This is a genomic window from uncultured Campylobacter sp., from assembly GCF_944323605.1.
Classification (GTDB): Bacteria; Campylobacterota; Campylobacteria; order Campylobacterales; family Campylobacteraceae; genus Campylobacter_D.
The window spans coordinates 1-13133 of the sequence record NZ_CALUTC010000012.1; the positions used below are offsets into that span (position 1 = coordinate 1).

13 protein-coding genes and 1 pseudogene are annotated in these 13133 nt (G+C 31.0%); 4 read left to right on the forward strand and 10 right to left on the reverse strand.

Annotation, left to right across the window (positions count from 1 at the left end):
• Nucleotides 1-117 precede the first annotated feature (117 nt).
• The 5 genes and pseudogenes from Q0J35_RS06965 to Q0J35_RS06985 form a co-directional block, all read right to left on the reverse strand.
• On the reverse strand, nt 118-339 hold the full coding sequence (locus Q0J35_RS06965; protein ID WP_297194508.1) for a hypothetical protein: 222 nt from the start codon (nt 337-339) through the stop codon (nt 118-120).
• Between the two features lie 57 nt (nt 340-396).
• A complete protein-coding gene (locus Q0J35_RS06970) occupies nt 397-1587 on the reverse strand; it encodes a replication-associated recombination protein A (protein ID WP_297194510.1) in 1191 nt (396 codons plus the stop codon).
• A gap of 4 nt (nt 1588-1591) precedes the next feature.
• Nucleotides 1592-2941 carry a hypothetical protein gene (locus Q0J35_RS06975; RefSeq protein WP_297194512.1) on the reverse strand — a complete coding sequence of 450 codons (1350 nt, stop codon included), beginning with the start codon at nt 2939-2941 and terminating at the stop codon, nt 1592-1594.
• 99 nt (nt 2942-3040) lie between these two features.
• Nucleotides 3041-5562, reverse strand: a pseudogene (locus Q0J35_RS06980) (molybdopterin guanine dinucleotide-containing S/N-oxide reductase).
• A gap of 14 nt (nt 5563-5576) precedes the next feature.
• Nucleotides 5577-6134 carry a cytochrome C gene (locus Q0J35_RS06985; protein ID WP_297194514.1) on the reverse strand — a complete coding sequence of 186 codons (558 nt, stop codon included), beginning with the start codon at nt 6132-6134 and terminating at the stop codon, nt 5577-5579.
• Nucleotides 6135-6368: 234 nt separating this feature from the next.
• Between Q0J35_RS06985 and Q0J35_RS06990 the strand changes: the two genes are divergently transcribed.
• Genes Q0J35_RS06990 through Q0J35_RS07000 form a run of 3 tightly spaced genes read left to right on the forward strand, consistent with a single transcriptional unit; the run spans nt 6369 to nt 7581 of the window.
• Nucleotides 6369-6839, forward strand: a complete 471-nt coding sequence (locus Q0J35_RS06990) for a tRNA (cytidine(34)-2'-O)-methyltransferase (protein ID WP_297194516.1) — start codon at nt 6369-6371, stop codon at nt 6837-6839.
• A 45-nt stretch (nt 6840-6884) separates the two neighbouring features.
• Entirely contained in the window at nt 6885-7022 is a 138-nt protein-coding gene (locus Q0J35_RS06995) for a hypothetical protein (protein WP_297194518.1), read from the forward strand.
• Between the two features lies 1 nt (nt 7023).
• A complete protein-coding gene (locus Q0J35_RS07000; RefSeq protein ID WP_297194520.1) occupies nt 7024-7581 on the forward strand; it encodes a DJ-1 family glyoxalase III in 558 nt (185 codons plus the stop codon).
• A gap of 14 nt (nt 7582-7595) precedes the next feature.
• Here the strand turns inward: Q0J35_RS07000 and Q0J35_RS07005 are convergent, their stop codons facing one another.
• The 3 genes from Q0J35_RS07005 to Q0J35_RS07015 are packed head-to-tail and all read right to left on the reverse strand — an operon-like array spanning nt 7596 to nt 10047.
• Nucleotides 7596-8309, reverse strand: coding sequence for a methyltransferase domain-containing protein (locus Q0J35_RS07005; RefSeq protein ID WP_297194523.1), 714 nt, complete (start codon nt 8307-8309; stop codon nt 7596-7598).
• Nucleotides 8297-8926 carry a pimeloyl-ACP methyl esterase BioG family protein gene (locus tag Q0J35_RS07010; protein WP_297194525.1) on the reverse strand — a complete coding sequence of 210 codons (630 nt, stop codon included), beginning with the start codon at nt 8924-8926 and terminating at the stop codon, nt 8297-8299. The genes Q0J35_RS07005 and Q0J35_RS07010 overlap by 13 nt, the downstream gene beginning before the upstream one ends.
• Nucleotides 8923-10047 carry a pyridoxal phosphate-dependent aminotransferase family protein gene (locus Q0J35_RS07015; RefSeq protein WP_297194527.1) on the reverse strand — a complete coding sequence of 375 codons (1125 nt, stop codon included), beginning with the start codon at nt 10045-10047 and terminating at the stop codon, nt 8923-8925. The genes Q0J35_RS07010 and Q0J35_RS07015 overlap by 4 nt, the downstream gene beginning before the upstream one ends.
• Nucleotides 10048-10115: 68 nt before the next feature.
• On the opposite strand from Q0J35_RS07015, the gene Q0J35_RS07020 reads away from it, so the two are divergent.
• Nucleotides 10116-11396, forward strand: coding sequence for an adenosylmethionine--8-amino-7-oxononanoate transaminase (locus tag Q0J35_RS07020; protein ID WP_297194529.1), 1281 nt, complete (start codon nt 10116-10118; stop codon nt 11394-11396).
• 68 nt (nt 11397-11464) lie between these two features.
• On the opposite strand, the gene recO is transcribed toward Q0J35_RS07020, so the two are convergent.
• A complete protein-coding gene (gene recO / locus Q0J35_RS07025; protein ID WP_297194531.1) occupies nt 11465-12082 on the reverse strand; it encodes a recombination protein RecO in 618 nt (205 codons plus the stop codon).
• Nucleotides 12082-13092 (reverse strand): GTPase ObgE, encoded by a 1011-nt coding sequence (obgE, locus tag Q0J35_RS07030; protein ID WP_297194533.1) that lies wholly within the window; start codon nt 13090-13092, stop codon nt 12082-12084. The genes recO and obgE overlap by 1 nt, the downstream gene beginning before the upstream one ends.
• Nucleotides 13093-13133 lie beyond the last annotated feature (41 nt).

Sequence of the window (13133 nt, forward strand, 5' to 3'; positions counted from 1 at the left end):
TTTGCTTTGATAGCTTAGTTTAGAATCAAAAGCCTTGTAGATAGGGTTATTTTCTACAAGGGAAAAATTCCAAGCTACAGATGAGAAATCTAGCTTCATATTGTTTGCCTAAATTTCTTATCCACCGTCAGACATAGTATCTATGCCATACTGCAAACACAAAGATCTTGCATAGAGTTTTTGCTGTGTAGTTCCATTTGCTTGAGTGTTTCTACAATTTAAGATTATCTTTTGTGCCATTATATAATCTTGATTAGGATTTGTTGTAGGAAATCCCCAAGCAAAAAGATTTGAGCTTAAAAAAGCTAACATTGAAAAAGAAAGTAAGATTTTTTTCATTTTATCTCCTAATTAAAAATTAACCCTACTTTTATATCGGTAGAAGAGATTAAAACTTTAGTTTTTTTTAGAATTTTTGTAAAAAATTAAATTTTGTAGCAGTCTTTCCTCCTCTCCTATGCCCTTGCTTTCATAAAATTTTAAATCCTTACTAAGGTATTTTTGTCTTACATAGCCACCAAAATCGTGCGGGTAAAGGTAGTTTTTTATCTCCTCGTGCTTGTTTTTAAGATAGTTTGGTATAGCAAGAGCTTTATTTTTACGCACATAATCAAGAGCTTTATTTATAGCTAAGTAGCTTGAATTTGACTTTTTTGCACTGGCTAGATACACACAGCACTGTGCTAGTAAAATTCTAGCCTCAGGATAGCCTATGCTTTTTACGGCTATAAGAGTATTTGTAGCGACATTTATGGCGTTTGTATCGGCATTTCCTATATCTTCACTTGAGAAAATTATCATTCTTCTAGCTATAAAATCAGCACTTTCTCCGGCTTCTATCATTCTTGCAAGATAATAAATAGCCGCATCAACATCGCTTCCTCTCATACTTTTTATGAAAGCTGATATTAAATCATAATGCGTATCTTTTTCCTTTGTTCCTTCAGCAAAAGCCTTGTTTTTAAGTTTTTGTAAGCTATCTACGCTTATGTGTTTTTCATCAAGCACTAGGGCAAATTCTATTAAATTCAACAAAGACCTTGCGTCTCCCGCACTAAGCCTTATGCAAAGATTTTCAGCCTCTTTATCTATGCTAAAATTTAGCTCTTTTTGCACTCTTTTTAAAAGTATTGTTAAATCTTCATCCTCTAAAGGTTTAAATTCAAAAAGCATACTCCTGCTTCTTATGCCAGAGCCAAGGACAAAATATGGATTTTCCGTGCTTGCACCTATTAAAATACAGCGAGAATTCTCCATAGGCACTAAGAGCATATCTTGTTGAGTTCTTGAAAGTCTGTGAATTTCATCTATAAAAATCAAGGGCTTATAAAGACTTTCCTTATATTTTTCAAGGATTTTTCTAAGCTCTTCCATTTTAAAAGAAGCCGCGTCAAATTCAAAAAAATTTAAAGAAAGCTCCTTAGCGATTACTCTTGCGAAAGTGGTTTTTCCACAACCTGCTGCCCCAAAAAAGATACTATGAGGAAGCTTGTTAAGCTCTACAAATTTTTTAAAATTGCTTACAAGCTCTTTTTGCCCTAAAATTTCATCAAGTTTTTTAGGTCTAAATTTTAGGGCTAAATTCATTATCTTAGTTTATGATATTTGGGTTTTTTATCTCACCGTTAAAAACACCTTCTTCATCGCTTATATTTTCGTCCATCATAGGACTTTCTTCATTTTCATAATATGGTAATGCGGGGCTGTATTGTTCTTCTATTACTTCACCGTTTATTGTAGTCGTAGTTTTTTCTTTATCTGCTAAAAGGACAAGATCCATTACAAATTTGCCATCTTTTTCTATAAAATATCTATCAAAATTTAATATAGTAAATAATGGATTTATCTCGCTTGGTTTTTTATCCAAGATAATATTTGCTTTTGCCTCATTTGTTTCTTCATTAAAAGAAGCTTGTGCCTTTGTTGAAACATTTGAATTATTAATGCTAAAGCTTAAGTTGTTAAGCAAGATGTTTGGTTTTGTTTTTGCAAAATCATCAAGCAATAAATCATTTCCATCGTAATTTGATAGCTTGATTAACCAATCCTGCGAAATATCTTTAAAATCAGCATCTATATTGAAATTTTCTATACTTTGTCCAACGCTTACAATACTTTTTATATCCATTTTAAATTTAGTATTAGATAATTTTTCATCAGCTTTTATATCAAACACTGAATTTATATTTACAAGCTCTAAGCTCGAAAATCTTTCTTTAAATTTGAATTTTTCCATACTGAAATTTTGCACAGTATTATAAAATATGCTAGAGTTTAAGTCATAGTGCTTTGTTAATGGTATTCTTTCTTTTAAGTCATCTTTTAAATTTAGCTTTGATATGCTAAATGATGAATCCTTAGAATTAAATTCAAACAAATCCACATTAAATTCACTTCCTGCATAGTTTAAGTTTTCATCTATATCTTTAAGTATAAGATATATATTCTTAGATATAAAATTATCCCCGCCTTCACTTATATTAAAATCATAAGTTTTTAATTTTAAATCCCCTTTTATTTGTGAGGATAAAGAAAAGCTAATAGAAGCTTTTAGCAGGTCATCATAATTGAATTTTTCATTTTTAAAAGGATTTTTTAATATGGCTATTATATTTTCACTTGCAAAGATATTGTTTTTGAAATTTATGCTTATATTATAATCCCTTGAGGACAAAAAGCCAAGAATTCTATTTATTTTATAGTCATAGTAATCATATTTTCTAAGAGCGTTTTCTATATTTTTTTCATTTAGCTTTAAAAGTATTGTAGCTTCTGAATTAAAAAAACCTTTTGAAAAATTTGAAGCTGCTATATCATAATATGGGTTTTTATGCTTTACAAAATTATCATAAATGTTAGCACTAGCGTTTGACATAAAATAAACTTGGGCAAAATATCCAAGCAAAAGCACAATCAGTGCAATAAAAATACCTTTTTTCATAAGCTATATCCTTGATAAAATTTTCGTGTAATTATATAAAAATATACTTAAAATGAAATTATAAAATACTAATTAAAGCCTCTAAAATGAGGCTTTATCTTAATCTACAGCACCTTTAGGCGCACTAAAAGCAGTTACTTGAGGCACAGTTCCCGTAAATTTTTCTATATTTACAAGTCCTGTGTGAGAGATATTTCCGTTTGCAAGCTTTGAAGTTGGCAAATCAAGAGTTAAGCAATTTGCACTTCCGTATTTACAAAGCCCTTTTTCATCTGGGTCATACCAAGCACCCTCACAAAGTCTAAGCACTCCGGGCATTATATCTTTGCTTAGCACTGCACCGGCTAATACCTGTCCTCTTTTGTTAAACACTCTTACTATATCTCCATCTGATATGCCAAGTTTTTTTGCATCATCTTCATTTATAAGCACGGGTTCTCTGCCATTTACAGCATATTTTTCCCTTAAAGATGTATGGCATAGTTGAGAGTGTAGTCTATTAGCAGGGTGGTTTGTAAGCAGATGAAAAGGTGCATCAGATTTTGCATTTCCAAGCCATTCTATAGGTTCAAACCAAGTCGGGTGAGCCTTACAGTCGTTGTATTTGTATTTTTCTATGGTTTTGGAGTAAATTTCAATTAATCCTGATTCTGTTCCTAAAGCATTAAGTATAGGGTCTTCTATGAATTCAGAATGTCTTACCCAAGATACGCTTTCAATGGTTTCATCGAATTTTATAGGTTCATTTTTTCCCAGAATTCTTCAAAAGTAGGCATAGGAGTGGCGAATTCTGCACCGTAGGCTTGAGTTTGTTTGTAAGCTTGATTGTAATACTGTTTTATCAGCTCTAAAGGAGTTTTGCCGCCGTCTGTGTAGGCGTTAAATACATCTTTTCCATAAACTTTACATAAGTCAGAAAATATAGTGTAGTCATCTCTGCTTTCACCTTCAGGCAAAACAGCTTGTTTCATAGGGACAATATGCATATTTGAGTAATCCCCACTCATTGATATATCATCTCTTTCATACGAACTTGTCGCAGGTAGTATTATATCAGCCATTTTAGCTGTTGGAGTCCAGTAAATTTCATTTACAACGACAGTTCTAGGCTTTCTCCAAGCTTTTGCAAAATTATTTGTGTTTTGATGATGAACTAAAGGATTTCCACCAGACCAGTATATGAAATCTATTTTTGGATATTTTATAGTTTTTCCATTATGCTGAATTGTCTTACCTGGATTTAATAATGCATCTGCGATTCTAGCTACCGGGAATGAGTAAGAGGCTGATTGTTGCAACCATTCTGCTCCACCACCACTAGCATTAGCTTTTGGCATACCTACAAATTTGCCATTTCTCCAAATTCCTACAGGACCAGCACTAATACCGCCTAAAACTCCTCCTTTGCAGGTAGGAACTCCTCCATTTGAGTAATGATAACTAAGCCCGAAACCACCACCAGCAGTGCCTATTTGTCCAAGCATACAGCACAGTGTAACTAACATCCAGTGAGGCTGCTCTCCGTGTTGTGCTCTTTGCATACCCCAACCGCTCATTATCATAGTAGGATTATCATAGAAAAGCTCTGCTAGTGTTTTTATCGTGTTTTCATCTACACCACAAATTTTACTAGCCCAAGCTACGTCTTTTTTTACATTATCTTTTTTGCCTTCAAGATAGGCTTTAAACTTATCAAATCCCACTGTATAATTATCTAAAAAGTCATATTTTACTTTATTTACAGATATTAAATGCGATGCCATACCCATCATTAAAGCAACGTCAGTATTTGGTCTAGGGCTTACCCATTGTGCATCTAAATATTTGCAGGTTTCAGTTCTAATAGGATCTATGCATATCACCTTTATGCCACTGTTTTTTAATTTATCAAAATACATTAGCCCTCTTTGTTCGCTAACGCTCCAAGCTATTCTTAAGGTAGATAAAGGATCAGAACCCCAAATAACCACGGTTTTTGAATTTTCTAATATGCTTTCCCAAGAAGTTTGTTGTTCATACACTTCCAAAGAACCCATAACATAAGGCATTATTACTTGAGCAGCACCTGTTGAGTAGTCTCCACTAACTCCAACAAATCCTCCGGTAACATTTAAGAATCTATGTAGCAAAACTCTAGCATTATGCACCCTACCGCTTGAAAGCCAACCGTAGCTACCTCCAAAAACTGCTTGAGTTCCTTTAGTATCTCTAGTTTTTTTAAGCTCCCTAGCTACTAATTTTATAGCCTCATCATAACTTACTCTTACAAATTCTTCTTTACCTCTTAATTCAGGCTTTGGATTGTTTGGATTTGCTAGATAGCTCTTTCTTACATATGGATACTTAACACGTGATTTATATACCATATCTGCAGTGTAGTATTGCAAGGGATTTTCATTTCTAGTTACTTTTTCCCAAGGTTCTGATTTTGTTATTTTTCCGTCTTTTATAGTAAGCTTTAAAATTCCCCAGTGAGCCGCTGTAATAACTGTTCCGTTCTTTACAAGACCAGAATTTACGCTTGATGCTTGAACTGTTTTTCCTAAGGCTAAACTAGGAACAAGCGGTAAAATACTTAAAGCTGCACCAGCTTTTAAAAATTTTCTTCTATCTAAGCTCATTTTATTTTCCTTTCTTAAAATCTCTTGCGTTTTTTTTGTAAATATTCTATAACAAGCCATCTATCATCTTTGCTTATACCTGTTCTGTCAGCCATGGCTCTAAATTGTGCTGGCCATTGATTTGCTGTAAATTCATTTTCTTTATGCACGGCATGGCACATTCCACAATTTTCCATATACAAAGTTTTTGCTCTTGCTAACATTTCTTTGTTATTATTTGCAAATTCTTGTTTATCAGCCCAAACTTCTATGGTAGCTTTTCCCCAATTATTAGCACTTCCTTTTGCTCTGCTTTTAAATTTCAAAGGGGCATTTTTGGAAAACGCTGCTACTATTATCCTTTGCTTGTTGTTAAAATACAAAACCGAAGGTGCAGCTGGATTTACGTAGCCACTTATTCTAAGCAAAACCTTATCTCCCTCTGTTTTGACAATCGTAAAAGGATTTGTAGGAAGCAATCTACCTTGAACTTTAGTATCATTTTTGTTTAGATAAAGCGATACAACTTTGTCTGTGTATTTGTTTGTATTGGCAAAAGCCGCAGATAGCATAAAAATGCTAAGTATAAGCATTTTTTCATAAACAAACTCCTTGCTTTAAATTTGAGATCTTAAATACTTGCACTAATGTAGTATTTTTTAAATTATATTATTCTTAAATATTAAAATAAAATTATTAAGTATATATATAACATATAAGTATTTTATTCTATTTTGAAATAATACCTTGTTTAGCTAAAAATTTTTAAAAATCTAAATATTTAAAAAAAATATCTATACTTTAAAAAATATTTTTGGTGGGTAAAAATGTTTAATATAGTATTAGTTTGTCCCCGTATAGCCCAAAATACAGGTAGCATAGGTCGTATGTGTTATAATAGTGGTTTTATTTTACATATTATAAAACCTACTATTTTTAGTCTTGATGAAAAAAGCGTTAAACGAGCAGGGCTTGATTATTGGAATAAATTAGAACCTATTGTATGGGAGAATTTGGATTTATTTTTACAAGAGAATTTAAAATATAAGGATAGATTTTTCTTTGCTAGCACTAAGGGTGAAAAAATGTATTTTGAGGCTAAATTTAATAAAGGAGATTTTTTATTTTTTGGTAGTGAAAGCTTTGGTTTGCCAATTAAGCTTATGAATTTAAAAAAAGATAATATTATAAAAATACCTATGAAAAGCTATGGCAGAAGCTTAAATTTAGCTACGAGCGTTGGCATAGTATCTTATGAAGCCTTAAGACAAAACTATACGCATTTTAGTTTTGATTGACAAAATTTTGTTAAAATCTTTTAAATTTAAGGAAATTCAGTGCTTATGAAAATTATTGATATTGTTATTACTGTATTGTTTGTGCTTTTTTTGTGTTTTTTGGTTATAGGCTTTACGAAACAAATGGCTGATAGGTCTGAAGCTAGAAAAAGATCTAAAATAAAAGAAAAAGAAAGGGAATAAAATGAGCAAGAAAATTCTAGTGCCTCTTGCTGAAGGTGCCGAAGAAATCGAGTTTATAAGCATAGTTGATGTGTTAAGAAGAGCAGGTGCAACTGTTATAATAGCTTCTTTAGACGATAAGTTGTTAGTTAAAGGCGCACACGGCATAGAAATAAAGGCTGATTGCACCTTGCATTCTGTTTCTGTAAAAGAACTTGACGGTATAGCCTTAGCCGGTGGGTATCAAGGAATGATAAATTTGAAAAACAGTAATCAAATTTTGGACCTTATAAAAACTCTTAATTCTGATAAAAAGCTAGTCGCTGCTATGTGTGCTTCTCCTATAGTTTTAAATGAAGCAGGAGTTTTAAAAGGCGACTTTACTTGCTATCCGGGTTGTGAAACTGGCTTAAATGCAAATTTTATATCAAGCCCTACAGTTGTGAATGCAAATATCATAACAGGTGCGGGTCCTGCATTGGCTATACATTTTGCACTTGAACTTGTCAAATATCTTTACGGGCAAGAAGCTTATAGTAAGTTGTATCAAGAGCTTTTAATGCCCCTTACAAAGCAGTAAAATTTTCTACCTAGTTAAACTCTAGGTAGATTTTTATTCTTACAAAGTAAAAATAAAGGCTTGTAGCTTAAATTTGTGCCAAATTTTTTTTCGTATTCTTTTAAAAAAGTCTTTGATATAAAGAACTTTCCTAATGAATTAACGCCACTTAACTTCAAATGTCTAAAAATATCTAAAACACAATCAAATTCTATTGTAAGCTCTTCATCGCTTAAATGCAGTATTTCAAAGTCTGTTTCAAATAGCTTTTTAATTTCATTTAAGCTTAGGTATTGCAGTGAAAATCCAGTAGATTCTTTTATTTGCCACAAATTATCTTTTGTAAAACTAGAAAGCAAAAGAAAGGCTTCATCTTTTAGCATTTCTTTTAGATTGTAAATAAGTTTTTTTATGTCAAGCCACTGCATACAGGCATTTGAAGTGATTAAATCAAATTTTTTTAAAAAAACATCTTCATTTTCTATAAAGTTCATATCAAATTGTTTAAATTCCACTCTTTTGTCGTCAAAAGCCAAGTTATAAGCATTTATATCATTTAAAATCAAAGTTTTAAATTTAAGTTTTGATATTATCTTTTTGCTAAATTTTCCAGTCCCACAACCAAATTCGAATATCTCATTAAAATTTTCATTTGTGAGGATTGATAGTAATTTTTTTGCCATATATTCTTGTATGATAGCGTTTTCATCATAGCTTTTACTTGCTTTTATAAATTTTAAATGTTGCAAATATCCTCCCAAGTTTCAAATGCGAAAAATACAAAATGAGGCTCTTTTGTGTAAATTATTTTTGTGTTTTCTTTATTAAAAAAATTCTCACTAGCTTTTGTGCTAAAAACCAAGTCTTTTTTGCTAAGCAAAGCTTTGTCAAATTTAAGTCCTATAGCTTGCTTATTGCACAAATTATATAAGCTTGTAAGTTCATTTTTTAGGTAATCTTCATCGTTAAAATAAAAATTTTTAGCCTTATCTAAGTTTTTTGCAAAAAGTGCTTTTTTAAAACCTACTAGACTGAAATCTTTGCATTGTTTTAAAAACAATTCTTTTTTTATACCAAGATCATCATCTATGCCATAATTTGTGCCATTTATAGCTATCTTTTGTGTGAAATTTATGTGTTTTAAAAATCTAGCACTTACGCATACTCCCATAGAAAAAGCTATCAAAGTAATTTCATCAAAGTCTTTAAACTCTAAATTTAAATCCAATTCACTGTAATCATAGAGCATCAACACATTTTCTTTTGATTTTAAATGACAAAAATGAGAATAATGCGAGGCAAAACCAGAAGTAAAAATTATAAGATTTTTGCTTTGAGAATTTTTGTGTAAAAAATATGTTTTCATAAAAGCTCTTTTAAAGGCAAAAGTTCATCTTTCTTTAAATTCGCATTTAAAGAAAAACGAATTCTAGCAGTATTTTTAGGCACTGTTGGCTCTTTTATGGCTGGTGCAAAAAAACCATTTTCAAGCAATTTATTTGCTAAAAAAGATGCTTTTTCATTAGAACCAATCAATAAAGATACTATGTAAGCATCTCCCATAATATTATAATCTTTTAGCAAATTTTTAAAGAAAGAAGATATATTTTTTAATGCCTTTCTTTCCTTGTCAAATGTTTTTAATCTTTCAAAAATAAATTTAGTAAAAGCCACATTTATAGGGGCTAGTGCGGTAGAGTAAATTAAAGCCCTTGCCTTGTTTATAAAAAAATCTTTTGCTTTTCTAGAGCAAAGCATACAAGCACCGTAACTTGCAAGAGCTTTTCCAAATGTTAATACTAAAAAGTCTATATCTTTTTCAAGCCCTAAGCTTTTAACAATACCAAGTCCGCTTTCATCAAAACAACCAACAGAATGTGCTTCATCTATGTATAATAATATATTTTTATATGTTTTTTTAAATTCTACTAATTGTTTTATATGTGCGAAGTCCCCATCCATTGAAAAAAGTGCTTCACTTAGTATTATTATCCTTTCATAGTTTTTATGGTGTTTTTCAAGCAGTAAGCTTAAATTTTGCATATCATTATGCCTAAATCTAAAAAAATTAGCCCCCTTTAAACCGTCAATCATACTAGCGTGGATAAATTTATCGGCTAGAAATAAGGTATTTTTAAGTGTTGCTAAGGCTTGTATGCAAGAGTAATTCAGCGAAAAGCCGCTATTAAACAATAAGGCGTTTTTTCCCTTAAAAAAATTTTCTAAAAGAGATTCAAGTTCTTCAAATATGCTAAAACCACCGCTTAAGCTTCTTGAGCTTGCACTTGAAAAATAAAAATCTTTATCTTTTATATTTTTTAAGAACTTATGTTTTAATTCTTGATTTATATTTAAAGATAGATAATCATTAGAACATAGATTTAGGAGTTTTTTTCCTTTATATATTATGAAATTTCCTTCATAATCTAGGCTTTTAAGACTTCTATAATTATTTTCATTTTGTAATTTCTCTAATTCTTTTATCATTTTTAATCCAAATTTTAGTATTATTGCCTTGTAATTTTGCCAAATTTTACTTAAAAAAAAGAGAAAAAATGACTTTAAAAGAGCTTGATTTAAAATATATATGGCATCCTTGTTCTCAAATGAAAGATTATGAGAAAATCCCCCTAATACCTATAAAAAAAGCACAGGGAGTATATGTATATGATTTTGATGATAAGGCTTATATAGACTGTATAAGTTCTTGGTGGGTAAATATTTTTGGTCACTGTAATGAATATATAAATTCTAAGTTAAAAGAGCAGCTAAACAGCTTAGAGCATATTTTACTTGCAGGTTTTTCTCACGAAGGCATTATAAGGCTTTCAAAGAGATTATGCGAGATTTTACCTAGCAATTTTACTAAGTGTTTTTATGCAGATAATGGTTCAAGCGGCATAGAAGTAGCTTTAAAAATGGCTTTTCAATATCATTTAAACAAGGGTAAAAAAAGAACTAAATTTCTAGCCCTTACAAATTCTTATCACGGAGAAACTATAGGAGCTTTAAGCGTGGGAGCGGTAGAGCTTTATAAGGATACTTATAAAGACTTGCTTTTTGAAGTTTTGTTAAGCCCTGTGCCAAAGAGTGAAAATTTTGAAAAAGAATTAAAAGAATTTGAAAATTTGCTTAAAAAAGAAGGGCAAAACATAGCAGCTTTTATTTTAGAGCCTCTTGTGCAATGTGCGGGAAATATGCATTTTTACAGTGCAAATTTTATAGACGAGGCTATAAAGCTCTGTAAAAAATACGAAATTTTAGTCATTTTTGATGAGGTAGCTACGGGTTTTGGGCGAACAGGGACAATGTTTGCCTTAGAACAATGCAAGAATAAGCCAGATTTGCTTTGCCTTTCAAAGGCTATAACAGGTGGATATTTACCTTTATGCGTTGTGTTAAGCAGCGATGAAATTTATAATGTTTTTTATGATGATTATGCTAGTAAAAAAGCTTTTTTGCATTCTCACAGTTACACAGGCTCGGCTCTTGCTTGTGCTTGTGCAAATGCCGTGCTTGATATTTTTGAAAAAGAAGATATTATAGTAAAAAATAAAATTTTAAGCACCTATATAGCTTCTAAATTTGAGGAACTTAAGAGTTTTGATTTTTTAGGAAATTTTAGACAGTGCGGTATGATATATGCTTTTGATATACTAAAAAGTAAAAGAGATAGAGCAGGGCTTTTCGTTTATGAAAAAGCGTTAAAAAAGGGCTTGATTTTAAGACCACTTGCGAATACTATTTATTTTATGCCACCTTATGTTATAAAAAAAGATGAGATCGACTATGTGGTTCAAAGTTTAAAAGAAATTTTTAAAAGCGAGAGTTTGTAAATCAATATTTTTATAACTAAATAAGCTTAAATAAATAGATTTTACTTAAATTTAAGTTTTTATAAAACTCAAAAACCATCTTTGATGATATTAAAAAGAGTGCCTACTTCATCATCGCTAAAAACAGCACAGTTGCTACTTTCATAAAATTCTTTAAGCTTTTTTTTAGAAAAAGAAAGACAAAAAGCACAGTCTTTATGAGCTGGTAAAAAAGCCCTTACAAGCCCTATATCATCATCTTTTATATCCTCATCACAGGCAAAACAAGTAAAATTTTTATGAAGTCTGCCTTCAAAATTTAACAATTTAACATAAGCATCTAGTATAACTCTTTTTGAATTTTGCTTTGCAAATCTTTTTGCACAGTCATTTAAAAGCTCAAAATAAAAGCTATCAAGTTCAGAAACATCTTTTAAATGCTTATAAAAAAGTCTTATAAAATCCTGCCAAATAAGCATTTTATCCCTATTTAAAATCCATTCAAAACCAAGATGCATAGTATCTTTAAGCCTTGGCAAAAAACTCATACTTTCTTCTAAAGCAAAATCTATCTTATAACCACTTAAAATATTAGAATGCCTAAGCCCGTAGAATCTATATGTTTTTAAAAGTTCTTTTTCACTTAGTATATAAACTATCAAGTCTTCATCTTTAACTCTTTGAGTGTGTAAAATAAAGCCTTGCATTAGTTTTTATTCAAATTTTCAAATAATTTAAATTTAAGCTCATCTAAGCCTTCTTTTTTCAAAGATGAGTGCAAAAGTATAAACTTAGCCTCGTTTAAAAGCTCATCTAAGCCTTCTTTTTCTGCTTCAAATTTGCTTTTAAAATATTCATCATCAAGCAAATCAGCCTTTGAAATAAGCACCGCAAACTCTTTTTTGGATAATTCTAAAGAGAAATTTTTTAATTCTTTTTTTAAAATTTCAAACTGCTCTTTTAGACTTAAATCCCTGCTAATGTCTAGCAAAAAAAGCAAAAAATTCGTTCTTTCTATATGCTTTAAAAATCTAATCCCAAGCCCTTTTCCATCACTAGCCCCTTTTATTATGCCGGGTATATCAGCCATAACAAAGCTATCGTATTCCCCAACCTTTACTAAACCTAGCTTTGGAGTTAAGGTGGTAAATTCATAATTTGCTATTTCAGGTTTTGCATTTGATATAGTGGATATTAAAGTCGATTTTCCAGCATTTGGAAAGGCTACAAGCCCAATATCTGCTATTAGCTTTAATTCCAAACGCACTGTTTTTTTTATCCCTTTTAAGCCTTTTTGTGCGTATTCTGGCACTTGATTTGTCGAACTTTTAAAATGAGTATTTCCCTTGCCACCAAGCCCCCCTTTTAAAAAAAGCTCTCTTTGTCCTTCTGTTTTAAGGTCTAGTAAAATTTTACCACTTTCACAGTCTATAATTTGAGTCCCTTGAGGCACTTTTAGCTCTAAATTTTCGCCTTTTTTTCCATTTTTATTTCTTTTTTCACCGTCGCTACCGTTTTTTGCTCTTAATTCTTTTTTGCCTTTATAGTTTAATAATGTATGCATATTGTTATCGCATATAAAATATACATCACCCCCGTTACCTCCATCACCTCCATCTGGTCCTCCTAAAAGAACATGTTTTTCTCTACGAAAGCTAACCGCACCTTTTCCACCGTTACCAGATGATATATCAAGTTTTACGCTATCTATAAACAATTTTCTTATCCTGTTTGACTGTGTATTTTAAGTTTTTTTTT

Coding starts and splice junctions, on each gene's coding strand:
- Q0J35_RS06965 (WP_297194508.1), bottom strand. CDS start 339: ATGAAAAAAATCTTACTTTCTTTTTCAATGTTAGCTTTTTTAAGCTCA.
- Q0J35_RS06970 (WP_297194510.1), bottom strand. CDS start 1,587: ATGAATTTAGCCCTAAAATTTAGACCTAAAAAACTTGATGAAATTTTA.
- Q0J35_RS06975 (WP_297194512.1), bottom strand. CDS start 2,941: ATGAAAAAAGGTATTTTTATTGCACTGATTGTGCTTTTGCTTGGATAT.
- Q0J35_RS06985 (WP_297194514.1), bottom strand. CDS start 6,134: ATGCTTATACTTAGCATTTTTATGCTATCTGCGGCTTTTGCCAATACA.
- Q0J35_RS06990 (WP_297194516.1), top strand. CDS start 6,369: ATGTTTAATATAGTATTAGTTTGTCCCCGTATAGCCCAAAATACAGGT.
- Q0J35_RS06995 (WP_297194518.1), top strand. CDS start 6,885: ATGAAAATTATTGATATTGTTATTACTGTATTGTTTGTGCTTTTTTTG.
- Q0J35_RS07000 (WP_297194520.1), top strand. CDS start 7,024: ATGAGCAAGAAAATTCTAGTGCCTCTTGCTGAAGGTGCCGAAGAAATC.
- Q0J35_RS07010 (WP_297194525.1), bottom strand. CDS start 8,926: ATGAAAACATATTTTTTACACAAAAATTCTCAAAGCAAAAATCTTATA.
- Q0J35_RS07015 (WP_297194527.1), bottom strand. CDS start 10,047: ATGATAAAAGAATTAGAGAAATTACAAAATGAAAATAATTATAGAAGT.
- Q0J35_RS07020 (WP_297194529.1), top strand. CDS start 10,116: ATGACTTTAAAAGAGCTTGATTTAAAATATATATGGCATCCTTGTTCT.
- recO (WP_297194531.1), bottom strand. CDS start 12,082: ATGCAAGGCTTTATTTTACACACTCAAAGAGTTAAAGATGAAGACTTG.